This window comes from Pseudoalteromonas sp. DY56-GL79 (assembly GCF_041414765.1).
Classification (GTDB): Bacteria; Pseudomonadota; Gammaproteobacteria; order Enterobacterales; family Alteromonadaceae; genus Pseudoalteromonas; species Pseudoalteromonas piscicida.
In genome coordinates this window covers 80557-98841 of record NZ_JANHZS010000016.1, presented here as the reverse complement: position 1 = coordinate 98841, position 18285 = coordinate 80557, and the positions used below count along the sequence as shown (strand labels likewise).

Sequence of the window (18285 nt, the reverse complement as noted above, 5' to 3'; positions counted from 1 at the left end):
TCCTTTACCGATTGAGTGATTTAATTGTTATTTTTTCTAGGTGCTGGTAGTCAGACATTTCTGACACCACCACTTGCTCACCGGATAAACCGCCTTCAAGTACTTCTATGGCATTGCCGGCTAGTTTACCAAACTTAAAACTTTTTTTGATAAGCATGTTGTTTTGTTTATCTAAAACGAATAATTGACTATGAGATTGTGGAGTTACACGCGGTGGCTTAATCAGTGAAAGTGCGGCGGTCTTTTTTGCTGTAAAAATTTGCCCTTCAACAGTCAAAAGTGGGCGAGCATTGCTTGGCAGCTCTCCAAGTAATGTCAGTTCTATCGCAATACGCCCGTCTTGTACGATGGGTACAATGCGGCTAACCTTTGCCTCAACCTGACCAACAAAGGTGTCTATTAGCGCTCGTTGACCTAAGATAATCTCGCTTGCTTCTCGCTCTGGCACCAGTAAGTCGGCTACCAAAGTTCGCTCACTGCCCACCACGGCTAGCGCCTGTCCGCGTGTAATTGCTTGACCTTGACTGACATGTACTTGCTGCAACATGCCGCTGATCCCCGCTGTAACTTGTAATTGCTCCACCGCCTGAAGCGCGACCTGATAGCTCAGCTCATATTCTTTTAATAGCTCTAGCTCAATCTCAATTCTTTGCTTGTGTAAAGCACTGGTTTGGCTAAGTTGCTGCTGAGCAAGTTTTACTCGCTCGCTTAACTGGGCGACCGTTAAGATTGAGCGCTGATGATCTAAGCTTGAAACTATGCCTTGAGTGACTAATTGGCGCTCAGCCTGCTCTCGCAATTTGGCATTTTCAAGCTCACTGCTGAGTAGGGTATTTTGTCCTTTTAATACTAATCGCTCACTTTCTTGGCTTAGCCTTAATGCTTCAACATTGGCTTTTTGCCTAGCGAGTACCAGTCTTTCTCGGTGGAGTTGCTGAGTTAACTCAGGATTGGTTAACTGTAGAATAACGGTGTCTGGCTCTACCCTGCTGCCAGGAAGATGCAGTACGGTTTCAACTTGCGCTGCAAATGCAGTTGTGATCTCTCTACTGATCTTTGAGCGTAATCGGCCATAGCCTTTAACACTAAATTCTATTGTCCCGGATTGAATAGAGGCAAACTTGAGTGTTTCAACATCTAACTGATGCCTGTCCGGTAAGAACAACATACCAAAGAGTATAATTAGGGTGACAGTCACAATTAATCGCCACCTAAAAGCCTTGACAGGTGGTTTTGTCAGAGTCGTTTTAATATCCATCGCTTCACTGTATTAATTTTTTATACGTAAAAGCGACATCTATGCCAAAGTTAACCTATTGATTTATTGTATTTTTTAATTTTTTGTTTGTGTTTCTTTCCCAACAGTGGGACTGTGACAGAGCTTTTCTGGGAATTTTTGAAGTAAATAATGAATTGGAAGTCTAGAAAGTAACTCTTAGTTACGCTTTAACTTGATCATAGTTAGAGGTGTACAACCGATGTAAGCTGCGCACCTATGATAGGTCGCGAAGTTTACAGCAAACTAGAGTGTCTTCCAGATCAAGATATTGTCCCCGCGTCTAACACAACGCTGCACGACATCGCCGATATAGTGTTTTGCGCCTTCAGAGAATTGTTTATCTGCGTAGTAGCAAAACTTTGTTGAGTCGTAAGTTTTTGCTTGTTTGTTATTTACTTCAACATTATTCGCTTCAGCAGCAATTGAAAAAACAGGTGCTAATAGCAAAACTGAAAAAATATATTTTATCATTTTAATTTCCTTTTTATTCAGCCCACAAAGCCTATGGGGTGTTTCATTTACATGTTAAGACGGGTATATCAACCGCAACAGCCAAGCTCTTATTACATTTCAACCTGCTCAGAAATTACCTAAAACAACTTAAAAGCAATAAAAACTGACTAATTTTAAATCGTACCTATTTCAATTCCAATGTCAATTATTTAACACCGACCACCGAATTCTAAAACTCTATAGAAGTCTGTAAGTATGATGCTAATCATATTAGCACTGGCCCTATTGAACTATATTTTATGTCTATATACGTGGAGGTATTCTTAGACTCTAATACTATAATCGCCAAATTGCTTTAAAGGTTTTACTCGCCAAATAGAAAAATAACAGCGGCATCAATACTAACTTCAGTACCAAAAGCGATACCACGTTTAAGAAGTCTATAAAAAGTGACTCAGCAGCATCGAGCATATCGCTAATACCACTAGAAACCGCTTTAATTGCTCGGCTTAGCGTCCCCTCATTGCTACCGTGAAGCTGCTCATTGAGCTTTTCGATTGCGTGTTGATGTTGATCTTTCTCTCTATTGATAAGCGCTATTTGAGTGTCGAGTTTTGTTTTATCGCTGGCCAATCGCTGCTGCTTTTCAATCAATGGTTTTGCCTCTTCACTTTTGGTAAATGTTAGCCACTCGGATAAACTTCGGTTCGCTTGAACCGCTTCAATATCACCTTCCAACGCGGTAATTTCAGCATGTAGCTCGGTCGCTTCACCATGAAGACGGATCTGTTGTTTCGTCAATAGCGCTATTTGCTCACTATGGCTTTGCTTTTGACTGGCGATTTGAGCCTTTATTTTTACACTTTGTGTGCTGGTCTTTGTAGCTTGAGATTGAAAGAGGTCAACACTGCTCGACACCACTTCACTTTGTTTATTTATTTCTTGGTCCAGTAACAGTTGACTAGTGAGACCCGTCGATAGAATTACAAACGGAACCACAAAACGGATCAGTAGCATCGTGGCTAATATTTTAGTCCTTACCGTTTGCCAAAGTCCTAGATAGCAACACACGAAATACCCAATTACGGTGACGGTAAAAGCAACACTGAATAAAATATGAGTGGAAATAGTGTAGAGAATACGTTGTATAAACAAAGAGCCAATGGCTAGTTGCATCACATCAGAAATGTATTCGGCTAAATCATTGATAGGATCGAGTAGCTGCGCAGGCTGAATGCTTGCAACACCAATCCCAACCTCGGCAGATTGCAGCAAAGAAATAGCGCCATTTACCGTACGTGCTGAAGCATAGACAAGCGAAGACTGCAGTAGCGCATCATCAATAAAGGCCATCATGGCGGTATTAAACTCTGGCAACCAACTTATTACCACAAGGATGGCTAACAGAAAATATAACGCTATTTTTCCACTTTTTGTTTGCATATCAGCCTCAGCCTTTTAGCAGTTTTATTAAGCTTTATTCGCTTGCCCTAACACGGTAATAGTGCGCTCAATAAAACGGGTAAGCGCCCGCTCTGGAAGAAAAGGTTGTCGCCCTTCAAGATTAAACTGCGCTAATAAGCGCTTGATCTTAGCATCGTTCTTTATTTGCTCAACCGACTTACCCGCCTGATTCAAAATTTTAACCCGCTCAACCCAAGCGAATGTTTGAATTCTATGTTGTTCGAGTTCTCTTTTCGATGTAGGTTTGCCATGACCTGGCACTATCAACGTATTTTGATCGCCAATCGACAAAATCAAATCGACCGCTTTATTAAAACCCGTTAAGCCCCCGGCATAAAATGTTGGATGCCAGTTTGTGGTGTAAATGTCTCCGGTAAACAAAATATTGCTTGTAGGATGATAGAGGATGTTGTCATTGGCGGTATGTGAAACGGCTTGAGTATGCTTTATCACCCCAAGCTCCTTTAACCCTTGCGGGCCCTCAATAAGTGTAAAACCTTGCTGTTGGAAAAAAGCATTACCACCTGTGTGATCCGAATGGCTATGCGTATTTAGCAGGTATTTTTTCTCGGTCTGAAAGCTATTCTGTATCAAATCATTGAGCTTTGGCAAATCCGCATCTTCAGTTGTAGGGTCAATGATCACCACTCCCCTTTTCGTTGCAAAGATCCCAATGTTTGTGCCATAACTTTTATCTCTGACGACTTTTGCTGTGTCAGATTGATAAAGCACTTCAAACTCACCGCTATAAGTTGGCTGAGCAACAAATAAGCCCAATAAAATGAACGCCATAATAGACCGCATTTCACACTCCTTTATATTATTAGATTGCTCACGTTATAGCCATTATGACTTCTTTACAAGCCTATTGCTCCACCAGCCTATTTTCCTCTCGGTTTGATGGAGCGGCCAGGCTTTTCCTCAAGCGGTTTATCTGGCCATCGGTGTTTTGGATATCGACCACGCATTTCTTTGGCCACCTCAAAATAAGAAGTTTGCCAAAAGTTGCTTAAATCACTGGTGGTTTGGATTGGCCTTTTCGCTGGAGATAGCAGCTCAAATCGCACTGCGACTTGGCCGTTGGCGAGCGTTGGCGACGTCAATTGACCAAACATTTCTTGTAACACCACAGAAACGGTTGGCCCTTGGTGCTCATCGTAGCGGATCGCGACTCGCTTATCGCTTGGCGTAGTGTAAAACTCAGGTGCTTGCGCCTCGAGTTGCTGTTGCTGCTCCCAAGTGAGTGTCGCTTGAAGCAGGTTAAAAATATCCAGTTGCTTCAGTTGTCTGAGAGTGTTTACGCCCGTCAAATAGGGCAATAACCAAGTATCAAGCTGCGCTATCAAACTTGACTCAGATATCTGTGGGAAGGTATTCAAGTGCTCACTTAACCATTTAGCTCGAGCGAGCCAAGCGTGACTTTTTACCGACCAATTGAGCAAACCAAGCCCTTCCGATGTGAGAATATCCTTCACACATTGGGCAAACGCTTCTTTGGGGATCTGACTCAGGTTTTGCTCTTTTAATACCAGAGCATGATATTTAACTTGTTGCCGGCCCTGAATCGCCTCTTTTTTACTATCCAGTTGATACTGCACCACCTCACTCAAATATGGCGCCAGTTGCTCAAGTAATGTGCCCTTTTCGATTGCGCAGCTCAGAAATACCAAGCCATCCTTATTTTTGCCATCCACATCACAAACAATCAAATAGGCCTGACCTTGCAGCGGATCGCCGTCACGTAATGTCACCCCCCGACCATTCGCAAGCAAGTAGCGGTTGTCCCCTAAAGGACGTTTTTGCGCAGCTCTGTCAGGAAAGGCATGGAGCAATAAAGTGGGCACTAAGGTTTGAATATCTACAAGGGTGAATGCTTCACTCTTGAGACTAATTCCCAGTTTGTGTGCAAATGATTTGGCCAATTTTACGGCCTGCTCTGCGGCAGCTCTGTGCAAGCGATATGCTTTGGCGGCACGGGTACGGTCTTGCACAAACTCAATCAACGCCAATACTCGCTCACATATATCGCTTGTGTTGGCTTGTACTACAATATCGCGCTCGCTCAATATTGCCGCCAAAAAACAAGCTAGTTGTTGCGCAATGGGCGTCTCACATCGCAGCAGCATGCTGGCAAGACGAGGCGAAACACCTAGTTGTAGTGCACGTTGCCCAGCAGTTAACACTTTATTATGCGCATCTACCAAGCCAAGCGACTGATTCAATTGACAGGCCACCGAAAAATGTTGCATCGGTGGCGGTGTTAGCCAATTCGCGTCCTTGTATTGTGTCACTCCCCACGCGCTTAGCTCTAACGCCAAGTCAGAAAGGTCAGTGGTGGTTATTTCTTCTGGCTGAAAGTCACTTAAATTATTATGCTCACTTTCGCGCCAAAGACGTAAACAATGGCCCGCTTGTAAACGACCCGCACGCCCTGCACGTTGTGTTGCTGATGCCTTTGAGATCATCACAGTATCGAGCCGCGAAAGACCGCTTTTAACGTCATAGGTTAAGCGTTTTTCAAGGCCAGAATCTATAACCATAGTGATCCCGGCTATAGTCAAACTGGTTTCAGCAATATTGGTCGCAAAAATAATACGTCTTGATGCGCTGGCGCTTTTACTGAGCACCTTTTCTTGTTCAGATAAGGGTAATCCGCCGTACAAAGGCAGAAGCTCAATATTACTTTGTTCAAGCACTTGGCACGCCTCAATACAGCGCTGAATATCAGCCTGCCCGGGGAGAAATACCAATACATCGCCATCGCTTTGTAGAGTGAAAGCATGGCGCAGCGCACTTAACACATGATCTGCCAAGTAACGACTCGCTTTACCGACATATTCAATTTCAACTGGATAAGTTTTACCAGGGCAAGATAACCTTGGTGCGCCATCCAGATAATTCGATAATAGCTCAGTGTCTATCGTTGCAGACATCACTAGTAATTTGAGGTCGTCACGATATGCTTGTTGCACTTCAAACGCGAGCATTAAAGCTAAATCCGCATGAATCGAACGCTCATGAAATTCATCGAAGATAATAAGTGCAACATCACTGAGTTCAGGATCCGCTTGGAGACGGCGAGTCAACACGCCTTCGGTGACGATTTCCAAGCGGGTGTTGGATGAAACACGTTGCTCGTTTCGAATTTGATAGCCGACTCGCTCGCCGACCGATTCTCCCAGTTGTTTGGCTAAATAGGTCGCAATAGATTTTGCTGCCACACGACGTGGCTCAAGCATAATTATTTTTTTACCCGAAAAAATATCAGCTTGCAGTAAACGCAGCGGCACTAAGGTCGATTTACCTGCGCCGGGTTCGGCCTGTAATACCAAACGGTTATCATTGGTTAAGGTGGAAATAATCTCGGGGATGAAGGCTTCAATCGGCAGCAAAACTATAACGCTTTATTATTCTATCTTGCTCAATATGATACACCTAAACTGGATGTCTCCAAACAGCCGAATTCACTTATCGAGTATTACAAGCATAAATAAGATCGGATAGATTTGACCACGTTTTTAATTTGCCAGCTTGTAAGTATGAGCGTAAATTTTGCACCATGTGCTCTGCCGGACTTTGCACTTCCTCGTCTCCAGTGTGCACGCCAACCCAAGCATTACGATGAGATTCCTTCGCTAGATATAAACCTCCGTCGGCTAACTCCAACACGTGCTCCCAGCTAAGCTTGTCTGGTTGCGTTGGATCAAACGGGAATGGAGCAAAACCAATTGAACAAGTACAGTTGATAGTTTGATCGTTCACCACAAACGGATAGCTCTCCACTTGGCGACGGATCCGCTCTGTCACTTCGTGCGCAGCCGCTCTGTCTATATCTGGCATCACTAGCAAAAACTCTTCCCCACCCCAGCGTACTAAAATATCTGACTCTCGAGTACATTGCTTGAGGATGTCAGCAAAGTCTTGCAACACGATATCTCCTGCGGCATGGCCAAAACTGTCATTAATATTTTTAAAGTGATCGATATCAATAATCACAAAAATTAAATCGGCATTCTGTTGCGTTTGCGGAATTTGCCACTTTTTCCTGTACACTTCAATGGTGCCATCAATGACGCTAAAAAAGTGGTGCCGATTACTCAGCCCGGTCAAGCTATCGGTGAAACTGAGGGTTTGCAAACGTTTGTTTCGCTCCGCCAGTTCCTCGGTCCGTTGCGCAACCTGACTTTCTAACAGCTTGGTGTAACGGCGATTTTGCCAGCGCCAATAAAAAACCAGCACTAAAGTAAACACCAGCAAGGCTATCAATAACCAACGTTGCTGGCTTAATCTTGCGTTTTCTATCTGTTGCTGATGCGCCATAATCTGCTTTGCTTGCTGGGCATTGTCTCGTTCAAGCTCGTTCAGTGCCTGCTTTTGTTGCGCAAGAGAATATTGCGCTTCTAGCTTAAGCAGTTTGTTATTACGCTTTTGCAAATTCAGTGACTGCTCCGTAACGGCATAGCGTTTTAAATAACGATGCGCTTGCTGATAATCTCCGAGCTGAGCATAAGCTGAGGCCAGTATCCACTGCAACTGAGATTGAAAAAGTAAAAAACGTGTGCCGAGTGTATCTCTCAGCCCTGCCTGAGCTAAATCAATTGAAGTTGCAAAATCACCACTTTGTAAAGCGACTCTGGCACGCTGCACCGCTGCCATAATCCGCATTCTTTGGTTTTGAACCAAATAACCCGCATTGTCTAACTCATCCAGAATTTGCTTGGCTGGTAAATATTCACCAAGCTGTAAATGAGCCCAAGAACGCGTCAGCTTTAACTGCGCTAGTGTCTCCTGTCGAATACCTGAAATCTCTGGTACAAAAGAAGACTTGAGCGCTAAACGATAAGCGCCCTTATCCATATTCAAGCGCGACTGCCATAAACTGATATCGGCTTTTATCTGAGCATTATCATCAATTTGCTCAGCCAGCAATGAGGCCTTATCCAAATAGCGCTGCGCTAATTCATAGCTCTCTAAGTCAATATCAAGGTGAGCGATGGCGAGATAGGTGTTTGCCTTTAAAAACGTATTGTTATCGGCTTCGGCCAACTGCAACGCTTGTTGGTGCAAGTCCAGACCATCTTCAAAATCACCAAAATGCTGAACTATACTACCTTCTAACAGTAATGCTTTGATTTGCAGCGGCTTATTACCTTGTGCACGCGCTTGTTCTCGCAGCGCTCTGATATCCGGTAATAAAGACAAGTCATAATCTTGTTCAGCCGACATTTGTAGCGCATTTAAATTGCGCTGTATTTGTTCCGATGATTCGTAAGCAAAACCACAAAATGTAATTAGCGCACTTACCAATATGCAAAGCGATACCACAGCTGGCTGCATTAGTCCCCCCCCACCAGCATTTCAGCGTTAGCCACTTGCCAATTCGCCACTTTTTTGTTGATAAAACCAGATTCTGTCAACGCCCGTTTGATCACGCCTCGTCGTTTAAGTATTTTTAACCCTCGATTGAGTGCCGCAAATATTTGCACGCCTTCAGGATGGTTTTTACTGACAACAAAATGCCGAGAGTCTGGCAAGACAACCTTAATATTTTCGATTGGGACATATTCTTTACCTTCAAAATTTAGAGTTAAAGAATCACTCACGCTAAAATTAATCAACATAGTGTCGACGACATCGCTTTCTACCATTGCCAACATGGTTTCCCACGGGCCAATAAAGCTCACCATGTGTAAGTCTGTATTCATCAACGCACGCCAATCCACTTCCCATTGCGGGTTAGATACCACGTTCAGCTGCCGAAGCTGTGAAAGCGGCGTTTGCTGCAGTGCGACATTACGCTTGGTGACGTAAAGCCCAGCTTCGTAATCTCCTACTTCAACAAGCGGATCTGAGATAAATAATGAGCCGCGATAGTCCACGATATTTTCATGCCAAACACTGCGAGCAAGGATTAAACTTTCCCCAGCGATCAGATCGGAAAACTCTAAAATATTCACCGAAGGTTTTGGATTAAATACAACTTTGCGCGTCTCACCACCAAGAAACAAGGCCTGCTGTAGTAACACCATTTCGATGATTTCAATATGCGAACCTTTGGTGGTTGGAAAAAAAGAATCAACGTCTAAAACGTCACGACCAGCAAGAAAGTGCTCATAACGCTGACTGAAATTTTCGCTACTGATAATGTCAACAACCAGCTGATTGCTCCCCCAACAGAGATTGGAAATAAAAAGGAGTGAAAACAGCCACTTCATCTTCATTGTTGAGTAAAGCCTTATTATTAACAGTTATTCAATTCAGTATACTTGAATTTAGCGCGCTCTGTTAACTACTAAACAACATATTCTAATGAATTTGGATTTACTGCTAGCACACAGGTAAGTAGCCAAACTTGAGCCCGAATTTAAGGAACAAAATTACGCTTGACGTAAATGAAAAAAACATTTAGCTTCTAAATTAACAACAAAGCAAAAGGAAATTAAAATGTTAAACATAAAATTAAATAAAAAATCAATTAAACAACTTGCAACTTCTAACCGCCTAGATAATAAAATGACACCTCTAGTGAATGGTGCAAACGGATCTATCTGGGAAGATCCTGTACCAAGCAAACATCACGCATCTTGTGAAAATAAGGGAGGCTGTCATACAGCCATAGGTTGTACCATGTAATGAAGAAAGCTTAGCTACAATCGAAAGCGGCCTTGCGTGTAAAGGCCGTCTTAGTTAAGTACAAATTTGCTTAAGGTTCATACCCTATATTAGGACCAAGCCAACGCTCCGCTTCTTCTAGCGACATAGCTTGACGCGCAGCATAGTCTTCTACTTGATCTCTTTGAATACTCGCAACAGCAAAGTACTTAGAATCTGGATGCGAGAAATACCAACCCGACACCGCTGCTCCCGGCCACATGGCGTATGAGCTAGTCAGCTTCATACCGATACGGTTTTCGACATCTAACAACTGCCAAATTTTTTGTTTCTCGGTGTGTTCAGGGCACGCTGGATACCCTGGCGCTGGACGGATCCCTTGATAGTTTTCACGGATAAGTTCTTCGTTACTTAGCGCTTCATCCGCCGCAAATCCCCAGTGCACTTTACGCACTTGCTCATGTAAGTATTCAGCAAATGCCTCGGCTAAGCGATCTGCGACCGCTTTAATCATGATCTTGTTGTAGTCATCTTGCTTGGCATCAAATGCATCTGCTAAGTCATCTTCTTCAAGACCACCAGTGACGGCAAATGCACCGAAATAATCAGGTATGCCTTTAGGTGCAATATAATCCGACAAACAATAGTTAGGAAAATCGGTTTTTTCGGTTTGCTGACGCAGCTGACATGACGTAACCAAGACTTCGCTGCGCGACTCATCGGTATAAATTTCAATATCATCACCCACGCGGTTAGCAGGGAACAATCCAATCACACCCAGTGGCTGTAAAGTGCCCGCTTGTTCTAACTGATCTAACATGGCATTGGCATCATGAAACAGTTTTTGCGCCTCTTCACCAACTACTTCGTCTTGTAGAATACGTGGATATTTACCGGCCAATGACCAGGTCATAAAAAATGGCGTCCAGTCGATATAATCGCGTAGCGTTTTAATGCTCACGTCTTTAAACTCGGTGATCCCCAACTTATTTGGCACCGGTGGCGTGTAGCTTTGCCAATCAAGTTTTACCGCATTATCGCGCGCACGCGCCAAAGTAACCGGTTTTGAACGTGGTTTTTTACGCGCCTGCTGCTCCCGTACTTTGACGTATTCGTCCGCGGTTTTTGCTAAAAACTCTGGCTTTTGGGTTTTACTTAGCAGACTAGATACCACACCAACCGCCCGACTGGCGTTATTGACGTAAATCACACCTTTGTCGTACTGAGGTTCAATTTTAACCGCCGTATGCGCTTTCGATGTGGTTGCACCACCAATGAGTAGAGGAATATCAAAGCCGCGACGCGTCATTTCTTTCGCAACATGCACCATTTCATCAAGGGATGGCGTAATAAGGCCAGACAGACCAATAACATCAGCGTTTTCGTCAATGGCCGTTTGCAGAATTTTCTCAGCTGGCACCATCACACCCAAGTCCACGACTTCGTAGTTGTTACATTGCAGTACCACGCCCACAATGTTTTTGCCAATGTCGTGTACATCGCCCTTAACCGTGGCCATGATCACTTTACCGTTACTAGAGCCTTCTTCTTTTTCAGCCTCAATGTAAGGGTCAAGATAGGCAACCGCGCGCTTCATCACTCGAGCAGATTTCACCACTTGAGGCAGGAACATTTTGCCCGCGCCAAACAAGTCGCCAACCACGTTCATACCATCCATCAGTGGCCCTTCAATCACTTGAATTGGCTTATCAAACTGTTGCCGACAGGCCTCGGTATCCTCGTCGATAAACTCGGTGATCCCTTTAACTAAGGCGTGCTCCAAGCGTTTTTCAACTGGCCAAGAACGCCACTCTAAATCTTCCTGTTTTTCGGCTTGCGCCATGCCCGAGTATTTAGGCGCGATCTCAACCAATCGTTCGCCAGCACCGGCGTCGGTATTGAGGATCACATCCTCAACGGCATCACGGAGCTCTTTTGGAATATCGTCATACACGGCTAACTGACCGGCATTAACGATCCCCATATCCATGCCTGCTTTAATCGCATGGTAAAGAAACACAGAGTGGATCGCTTCACGCACCGGGTTGTTACCACGAAAAGAGAAAGAAACGTTAGATACACCCCCTGACACTTTACAGTGTGGCAGGTTTTGCTTAATTCTGCGCGTGCCCTCGATAAATTCTACGGCGTAGTTATCGTGTTCTTCGATACCCGTAGCGACCGCGAAAATATTAGGGTCAAAAATAATGTCTTCAGGTGGAAACCCAAGCTCGTCAACCAAGATTTTGTAAGAGCGCTGACAGATCTCAAACTTTCGTTCTGCGGTTTCCGCTTGACCAACTTCATCAAATGCCATCACCACCACAGCAGCACCAAAGCGCTTGATGATTTTGGCTTGGTGGATAAATGGTGCCTCACCCTCTTTTAAGGAGATTGAGTTTACAATGGCTTTACCTTGAATACATTTCAGACCCGCTTCAATGACTTCCCATTTAGACGAGTCGACCATGATGGGGACTTTAGAAATATCCGGCTCTGACGCTATCAGATTAAGAAACTTCACCATCGCAGCTTTTGAGTCCAACATGGCTTCATCCATGTTGATATCGATCACTTGCGCGCCGCTTTCAACCTGCTCTCTGGCAACATCCAGCGCGGTTTCGTAATCTTCTTCTAAAATTAAGCGCTTAAATTTTGCCGATCCCGTTACATTGGTACGTTCACCGACATTGGTAAATACTGCTGTTTGTGTCATGGTGAATTCCTAATTTAAGTTACAGGCTTCAAGACCTGCCAAACGCATCCGCACTTCGATGTTAGGCAAGCTACGCGGCAGGGTTTGCTCAAGGCCTCTCGCGAAGGCGCGAATATGTTCGGGCGTGGTGCCACAGCAGCCGCCAACAATATTGATAAACCCTTCATTGCCCCAATCGATAATCTCTTTTGCCATGTCATCGGCTTCTAGGTCGTATTCACCAAACTCGTTAGGAAGCCCTGCGTTTGGATGTACAGAGGTAAAGGTCTCACAAACCCGTGACAGCTCTTCTACATACTGTCTTAATAAATCTGGGCCTAGCGCGCAGTTAAGGCCAATAGAGATTGGCTTAATATGACGAATGGAGTTATAAAACGCCTCGGTGGTTTGCCCTGATAGCGTGCGACCGGAAGCGTCGGTAATTGTGCCCGAGATCATAACAGGCAGAGTGACGCCCGCTTGCTCGAACGCTTCTTCTACACCGTAAGACGCGGCTTTGGCGTTGAGCGTATCAAAAATCGTTTCAATCAAAATAAGGTGAGCACCGCCTTCAATAAGGGCAAGCGTTGATTCGACATAGGCTGCAACCAACTTGTCAAAAGTGATATTGCGAAAACCAGGGTCGTTTACATCTGGAGAAATCGAACAGGTTTTTGACGTTGGGCCAAGTACACCTGCCACATAGCGAGGCTTGCTGGGATCTTTGGCGGTAAATTCATCACATACCGCACGTGCAAGCTTCGCCGATTCAAGATTAATTTCGCGGCTCAGGCTTGCCATGTCGTAATCTTCCATTGAGATTGTGGTGGCATTAAACGTATTGGTTTCAATGATATCTGCGCCAGCTGCAAGATAATCACGATGGATCTGTTTGATTATCTCGGGCTGAGTCAAACTTAACAAGTCGTTGTTGCCTTTAATAAGGACATGCCAGTCTTTAAAGCGCTCACCGCGATAGTCTTGCTCTTCTAATTTGTGCTTTTGGATCATGGTTCCCATTGCACCATCTAAGATCAGAATACGTTGCTGCATTGCTTGCTTAAGCTGCTCTGCTATTTGCTCACCGTTTACGGCTACATTATTCGGCATAATTGTTAGTCCTTACATCTTGGCTAACTAAGTTAATATCATAAGGTGTGGTTTGGTAAACATAGTAGTTTAACCAGTTTGAGAATAACAAGAATGCATGGCTTTGCCATGTCTTAGATGGACGTTTGCTGGTGTCATTCTCAGGAAAATAGTTCTCAGGCTGCGGTGCGTTGGCCATTTTTTCACAATCGCGAAGGTATTCTTTTTGTAGCGTATCGGCGTCGTATTCAGGATGACCGGTAATATATACTTGGCTACCTGAGTGATTTTTAATTAAGTAAGCGCCCACTTTTTCAGAACCCGCTAATACCACTAGATCTTTACACGCGTTAATTTTATCGACATCAATATGGCCATAGCGTGAGTGTGGCACCAAAAACTCATCATCAAAACCGCGAGTGAGCGCCCCGTGGTCAAAATAACAGTGGTGCTTAAATACGCCGCAAAGTTTGTCATTTTTAAGTGCTCGCTTTAACCCATAATGGTGATACAAACCGGCATGTGCGGCCCAACAGGAGAACAGGGTTGAAGTAACATGGTGCTCAGCCCAATCAAAAAACGCCTGTAATTCCTGCCAATACACCACATCGTCATATTCAAGATGCGCCAGCGGCGCACCGGTGACGATCAAAGCGTCATAATTTTGCTCTTTTACATCCGAAAAATAGCGGTAAAACATATCTAGATGTTGCTCTGAGTTTTCAGAGCTACGGTGGGTGTCTAGTCGCAACAAATCAACGTTCACCTGCAAAGGGGTATTTGCCAGTAATCGGATAAATTGCACCTCAGTCTCCACCTTATTCGGCATCAAGTTTAATATCGCGAGCCGCATTGGGCGGATCTCTTGAGTTGATGCACGACTTTGTGGCATCACGAACACATTTTCATGACGCAATTGGGCAATGGCTGGGAGTTCGTCGGTGACGGTGATTGGCATGCGCTGCTCCAGACTAATCGAATGGCATTATTATGGACAAAAACTGGAAAAATTCAACCTCTAGATGTATGGACGTCTAAACATTTGTGATAATAATTTAATGCCTCACCTCTCACTGACTATTTCAATTTATGTATACTTGCCACCATATTAATAAACACATGAAACTTGAATTTATGATTGGTATTGGCGAAGCGGCAGCGATTGCGGCGGCTGGGGTATGGGCTGGCTCAACTATACTGTATAAACGATTTAGCCATCACCTTAGTCCATTTGAGTTGAACGTCAGCAAAGGCGTCATCGCTTCTGCTTTGATGATCTTGTGTTTGCTCATCGCAGGTGATGCAATGTACCCGACCTTACCCTCGAGCTGGGGCTGGCTGATAGCAAGTGGGGTACTGGGCATAGCGATTGGTGACAGTGCCTACTTTGCCGCACTTAGAAATATAGGTCCCGCTCGCACTTTGGTTATTGAAAGTCTTGCACCTGCCATCGCGGGGATCTTAAACATTGTGCTCCTTGATGTTTATCTCAGCGCATCCGCTTGGCTCGGCATTGCAGTGACAACCGTTGGTGTGATGCTGGCGATTAAGCCAAGTAGAAGCCAGCCAGTATTAGACAAAAAACATTATCTCTTGGGAGTCTGCTTTGCACTCACGGCTGCCATTTGCCAAGCTGCGGGTATGGTGCTTTCCAAAGGTGCGCTAAATAACGAAAGCATTAGTAGTTTGTGGGCGGCACTTATTCGCTTGGGATCCGGCACCCTATTTGTGGCCTTTATTGTTGTTTATTTGAAATCACAAAGCCTGTTTAAAGCACTCACACTTAAACAAATCGACGGTAAAAACTGGTTATTCGTTGCAGTGTTTTTTGGCACCTTTATTGGACTGTGGCTACAGTTGATTTCCGTTAATCATACTGATCCCGCTATCGCACAAACCATCTTTGCAACGGCACCGCTCATGGTGATGACAATTGGACTACTGCGCAGAGAAGCTATTACTAAGTCTATGATGTTTGGAGGCCTAATTGCTTTGGCTGGAGTATTTTTATTGCTAAAGGGATAGCCAATATCACACTTAATATGTGTGCGTATTGGCCTGAGTTTGGGGTTAATTTGCTACCGAAACAGAAACTGTCGCCGGCGCGCTTGTAATATCATAAAGGTTGTTACCCTTAATGCGATATTGGAACGAATCCTGGCCAATGAACCCAGCTTTTGGTGTGTAAGTAATGGAGTAGTCACTGTTAACAGATACTGTACCGTTAGCTGGTGAGCTAAAAATCTCAACACCATAATAATATGGTACGCCACTATCGTTATCTTTAACGTACACATCAACAGGTTGACCAGCAACGGTTTGTGCCAAGTCATCACTCGGATACACATCGTAATTACCACCAAACGCTTGGTCTAAGCTAACTCTTATCTCTCCCCACTCCGATGTTTCTCCAGCAGGATTAACAACGCGAAAAGAAATCGTATCTATCTTTTGGTTACCGTTGTCTTCGCCTGAGAAATAAAGCACCTTACCCTTAAATTTAACCCAACGTCTGTCTAATGTGTTGTATGCAACCGCCTGACCGTATGTAGTGTAAGTTTTGTCATAAAAGCCAATTTGATCGTAGCTTTTGCTACTATCCAATTGAATACGCAGGTCACTATTTGGATAATTCGGATCAGCCACCTCGCCATCGGCAAAGATATTAAATTCCTCTTGAATGTTTAATCCAGCATTGTACTCAAATATGGCTTTATTAAGCTGAGGAGCTGCACTTACCAGTGGTGCAAATAACATGACACCGACGCTAAGTGACTTTAGCCACATCGTATTTAACTTCATTTTTATTTCCTTATGGATTGATTTCCAGCTTCTTCTACTGGGCCTTAATTAGAAACAAGACCATACCAAAAACACATTAAACTAACAATATTAACAAATCGAGACTTGGTCGTACTGGCAAGGTAAAACAACAGCAGCTAGACAGCAACAAAATACAAAAAGTAGTCGACCCGAGATTTATTAAAGGCAGACACGACTTTTTGTTACCACTATATTAATATGTAAAAACAATGTATCCAGACTAATATTTATGCCTTTGCTTGCTTTGCTTTTAGCTTTACTGCTCGTTGTGTTACCGGCGCATGGTTCAGAATGCCCAAGTGCCAATAATGCTAACCTCACAAGCCAAATTTTGTCTTGTAAGCAACATCTTGAAACGCTTGAACCCAACGGTGCTCAAGCTTTTGATGCACACCTTGAGCTTGCTAGCTTGTATCGTCGAGCGGGTGACATAAAGCTCAGCAATCAAATTCTGGATGAGTTGATAGCGTGGAAGTTAACCACACTCCAACGCTTTCAGGTGTTAAGACAAAGTGGTATTAATCGTTACCGCCAGCGCAATTATATTCAAGCGCTGGAGAGCTTCCACGAAGCGCAAACGCTTGCGGCTAAGTTGCAACAAAACGAACTCCTGGGTAAATCGGCAAACGATTTAGCTAATGCTTATCAGGCACTCGGAGATTTAGACACTGCCCTTACTTTATTTTTAGAAAGCTACCAAATAGCGAAAGCAACAAATGATCTGCAGAGGCAAGCGATCACACTTAACAATTTAGGGAATGTATCGAGGGATATTAATCAGTTGGACGATGCCATTCTCTCGTTTCGTCAAGCCCATGCGCTCCACCAGCAAGCTGGCGACCAAGTCAAAGCGAATCACACCTTGCTAAGCATCGCGGAGGTATTTTACAAAAAGCGCGACTACAACAAAGCAACTGAAATCATTGAAGATTTACTTCAACCTTTGACACAAAGTGGCGCCTATACCCAATTGTCTCGAGCCTATTTATTATTGGCCGAAATTGCCATTGCTCAAAATCATATCGCTCAGGCACAACAGCAACTTGCTTCATTTAAACGTACTCGGCAACTAATTCAACACGGTAAAGTGGATCAGCGAGCACTGCTTATTGAAGCCAAACTCAAGCAGCTTGAGGGCGATAACCTAACAGCACAAACGATACTTAAACAGGGGCTTGAAGCACATAATCAGCAAAATAGTCAGCTTACCGAGTTATTTTACATTGCCTTATTGCAGTCTCAATTACAAACACACGCTTATAAAGAAGCGGTAGAGACCGCACAGCGTTATAATGACATGCTTAAAAGTAGTCGTGTACAAAGTGAAAACCTTTATCAATTTCGCCTTCAAAGCGCTAACGTCTTGGCCGCGCCTAAGCACCAAACAGAGACAAGTATTTTGTCTCATGTACTCGTCGGGTTTATCGCATTTGTAGTGGGTGTGCTGGTTACTTACAGCTTTGCTCGCTATACCGCCCGCACCGGCACTCATGGATTGCACGGTGGACATATGAGCATTGACGAACAGGCCGCTAGACAATTGATGGTTGAAGTAATGACACTCACTTTGACGCTTTGGGAGCAAGGTAGTGGCAAAACTCGTGTCGAATTAGCGGAAGAAAGCAAAGTGTGGAAAGTGAATATCGATGATGGCCGCTTGCGAGTGCGTACTCTTGAACGCTATCTTAATATCAAAACGCTGCCCAAAAAGCCGCGTATTCGAAATATTGTTACCACGGCACAATATGTACTCACTCAATGCCAAGAAGACGCTAATCTCGATACCGCGCCTCTTTCTCAAAAAGTTGAACAACTGGAACAAATCTTAGCGTGCTACAACGCTGCTTGATGTCTACAACAAAGGGGCTTC

Annotated in this window: 14 protein-coding genes; 3 read left to right on the top strand and 11 right to left on the bottom strand. The window is 44.1% G+C overall.

Annotation, left to right across the window (positions count from 1 at the left end; translation table 11 throughout):
• Positions 1-4: 4 nt before the first annotated feature.
• From NO992_RS13205 to NO992_RS13175, 7 genes are all read right to left on the bottom strand, one after another.
• Entirely contained in the window at positions 5-1198 is a 1194-nt protein-coding gene (locus tag NO992_RS13205; protein ID WP_371377795.1) for an efflux RND transporter periplasmic adaptor subunit, read from the bottom strand.
• A gap of 324 nt (positions 1199-1522) precedes the next feature.
• Complete coding sequence (locus NO992_RS13200; RefSeq protein WP_010369505.1) at positions 1523-1750, bottom strand: DUF1496 domain-containing protein; 228 nt, start codon at positions 1748-1750, stop codon at positions 1523-1525.
• A gap of 318 nt (positions 1751-2068) precedes the next feature.
• Positions 2069-3175 (bottom strand): hypothetical protein, encoded by a 1107-nt coding sequence (locus NO992_RS13195; protein WP_371377792.1) that lies wholly within the window; start codon positions 3173-3175, stop codon positions 2069-2071.
• A 27-nt stretch (positions 3176-3202) separates the two neighbouring features.
• Positions 3203-4000, bottom strand: coding sequence for an MBL fold metallo-hydrolase (locus NO992_RS13190; protein ID WP_371377789.1), 798 nt, complete (start codon positions 3998-4000; stop codon positions 3203-3205).
• Positions 4001-4077: 77 nt separating this feature from the next.
• Positions 4078-6588 carry an ATP-dependent helicase HrpB gene (gene hrpB / locus NO992_RS13185; protein WP_371377786.1) on the bottom strand — a complete coding sequence of 837 codons (2511 nt, stop codon included), beginning with the start codon at positions 6586-6588 and terminating at the stop codon, positions 4078-4080.
• Positions 6589-6664: 76 nt separating this feature from the next.
• Positions 6665-8533 (bottom strand): diguanylate cyclase, encoded by a 1869-nt coding sequence (locus NO992_RS13180; RefSeq protein ID WP_371377783.1) that lies wholly within the window; start codon positions 8531-8533, stop codon positions 6665-6667.
• A complete protein-coding gene (locus NO992_RS13175) occupies positions 8533-9417 on the bottom strand; it encodes a hypothetical protein (RefSeq protein ID WP_102056404.1) in 885 nt (294 codons plus the stop codon). Before NO992_RS13175 ends, NO992_RS13180 begins: the two co-directional genes overlap by 1 nt.
• Before the next feature lie 223 nt (positions 9418-9640).
• On the opposite strand from NO992_RS13175, the gene NO992_RS13170 reads away from it, so the two are divergent.
• Positions 9641-9829: a hypothetical protein gene (locus NO992_RS13170; protein ID WP_371377780.1), complete on the top strand. Its 189-nt coding sequence runs from the start codon at positions 9641-9643 to the stop codon at positions 9827-9829.
• Between the two features lie 70 nt (positions 9830-9899).
• Here NO992_RS13170 and metH read toward each other — a convergent pair whose 3' ends face one another.
• The 3 genes from metH to metA are packed head-to-tail and all read right to left on the bottom strand — an operon-like array spanning position 9900 to position 14550.
• Positions 9900-12524: a methionine synthase gene (gene metH, locus NO992_RS13165; protein WP_371377777.1), complete on the bottom strand. Its 2625-nt coding sequence runs from the start codon at positions 12522-12524 to the stop codon at positions 9900-9902.
• Positions 12525-12533: 9 nt separating this feature from the next.
• A complete protein-coding gene (locus NO992_RS13160) occupies positions 12534-13613 on the bottom strand; it encodes a homocysteine S-methyltransferase family protein (protein ID WP_371377773.1) in 1080 nt (359 codons plus the stop codon).
• Positions 13603-14550, bottom strand: coding sequence for a homoserine O-succinyltransferase (metA, locus tag NO992_RS13155; RefSeq protein WP_371377770.1), 948 nt, complete (start codon positions 14548-14550; stop codon positions 13603-13605). Before metA ends, NO992_RS13160 begins: the two co-directional genes overlap by 11 nt.
• A 176-nt stretch (positions 14551-14726) precedes the next feature.
• Between metA and NO992_RS13150 the strand changes: the two genes are divergently transcribed.
• On the top strand, positions 14727-15617 hold the full coding sequence (locus NO992_RS13150) for a DMT family transporter (protein WP_371377853.1): 891 nt from the start codon (positions 14727-14729) through the stop codon (positions 15615-15617).
• A gap of 45 nt (positions 15618-15662) precedes the next feature.
• Here NO992_RS13150 and NO992_RS13145 read toward each other — a convergent pair whose 3' ends face one another.
• Positions 15663-16394 (bottom strand): Ig-like domain-containing protein, encoded by a 732-nt coding sequence (locus NO992_RS13145; RefSeq protein ID WP_371377767.1) that lies wholly within the window; start codon positions 16392-16394, stop codon positions 15663-15665.
• Between the two features lie 250 nt (positions 16395-16644).
• Between NO992_RS13145 and NO992_RS13140 the strand changes: the two genes are divergently transcribed.
• Positions 16645-18264: a tetratricopeptide repeat protein gene (locus NO992_RS13140; RefSeq protein ID WP_371377764.1), complete on the top strand. Its 1620-nt coding sequence runs from the start codon at positions 16645-16647 to the stop codon at positions 18262-18264.
• Positions 18265-18285 lie beyond the last annotated feature (21 nt).

What these genes read in the sequence shown, in the direction of transcription:
- metA (WP_371377770.1), bottom strand. Translation starts at nt 14,550, where the DNA reads ATGCCAATCACCGTCACCGACGAACTCCCAGCCATTGCCCAATTGCGT.
- NO992_RS13195 (WP_371377792.1), bottom strand. Translation starts at nt 3,175, where the DNA reads ATGCAAACAAAAAGTGGAAAAATAGCGTTATATTTTCTGTTAGCCATC.
- NO992_RS13140 (WP_371377764.1), top strand. Translation starts at nt 16,645, where the DNA reads ATGCCTTTGCTTGCTTTGCTTTTAGCTTTACTGCTCGTTGTGTTACCG.
- NO992_RS13150 (WP_371377853.1), top strand. Translation starts at nt 14,727, where the DNA reads ATGATTGGTATTGGCGAAGCGGCAGCGATTGCGGCGGCTGGGGTATGG.
- NO992_RS13180 (WP_371377783.1), bottom strand. Translation starts at nt 8,533, where the DNA reads ATGCAGCCAGCTGTGGTATCGCTTTGCATATTGGTAAGTGCGCTAATT.
- NO992_RS13145 (WP_371377767.1), bottom strand. Translation starts at nt 16,394, where the DNA reads ATGAAGTTAAATACGATGTGGCTAAAGTCACTTAGCGTCGGTGTCATG.
- NO992_RS13190 (WP_371377789.1), bottom strand. Translation starts at nt 4,000, where the DNA reads ATGCGGTCTATTATGGCGTTCATTTTATTGGGCTTATTTGTTGCTCAG.
- NO992_RS13170 (WP_371377780.1), top strand. Translation starts at nt 9,641, where the DNA reads ATGTTAAACATAAAATTAAATAAAAAATCAATTAAACAACTTGCAACT.
- NO992_RS13200 (WP_010369505.1), bottom strand. Translation starts at nt 1,750, where the DNA reads ATGATAAAATATATTTTTTCAGTTTTGCTATTAGCACCTGTTTTTTCA.
- metH (WP_371377777.1), bottom strand. Translation starts at nt 12,524, where the DNA reads ATGACACAAACAGCAGTATTTACCAATGTCGGTGAACGTACCAATGTA.
- NO992_RS13175 (WP_102056404.1), bottom strand. Translation starts at nt 9,417, where the DNA reads ATGAAGATGAAGTGGCTGTTTTCACTCCTTTTTATTTCCAATCTCTGT.
- NO992_RS13160 (WP_371377773.1), bottom strand. Translation starts at nt 13,613, where the DNA reads ATGCCGAATAATGTAGCCGTAAACGGTGAGCAAATAGCAGAGCAGCTT.